The 400-nt window shown below is 45.2% G+C and carries 1 pseudogene; it reads left to right on the forward strand.

The window, feature by feature from the left end:
* Positions 1-400 (forward strand): annotated as a pseudogene (locus AB4585_RS27875) (conjugative transfer ATPase); the annotation flags it as partial.

Below are 400 nucleotides of genomic sequence, written 5' to 3' on the forward strand. Positions count from 1 at the left end.
CTTACTATTGTCGAATGACATGCTTTCACAGTTGATTGTTAGACAGGTGAAGACAGCTCGTAAGCTGGGGATAAGCTGTATTCTGGCCAGCCAGAATGTTTCTGACTGCTCGGGTGAGGCCGAAAAATTGTTGAGCATGCTCGAGTGGTTCTACTGCTTGAATACGACGGTCAGTGAAGCGCGTCTTGTTGCTAAATATAGAGAATTATCAGATGAAAAGGTAGATATGATTGTATCTACAACCAAGCAGGCTCGAGCGTATACCGAAGGTGTCATCATCTCAGACAAGAATGAATATCTGATGAGGTTTGTTCCACCGAGTCTAATGTTGGCCGTCGCTATGACGGAGAGTGCGGAAAAGGCAGAGCGAATGTCTTTGCAAAAAGAGCACTCGTTGAGT

It is taken from the genome of Vibrio sp. 10N.222.49.C9 (assembly GCF_041474985.1).
GTDB lineage: Bacteria > Pseudomonadota > Gammaproteobacteria > Enterobacterales > Vibrionaceae > Vibrio > Vibrio crassostreae_C.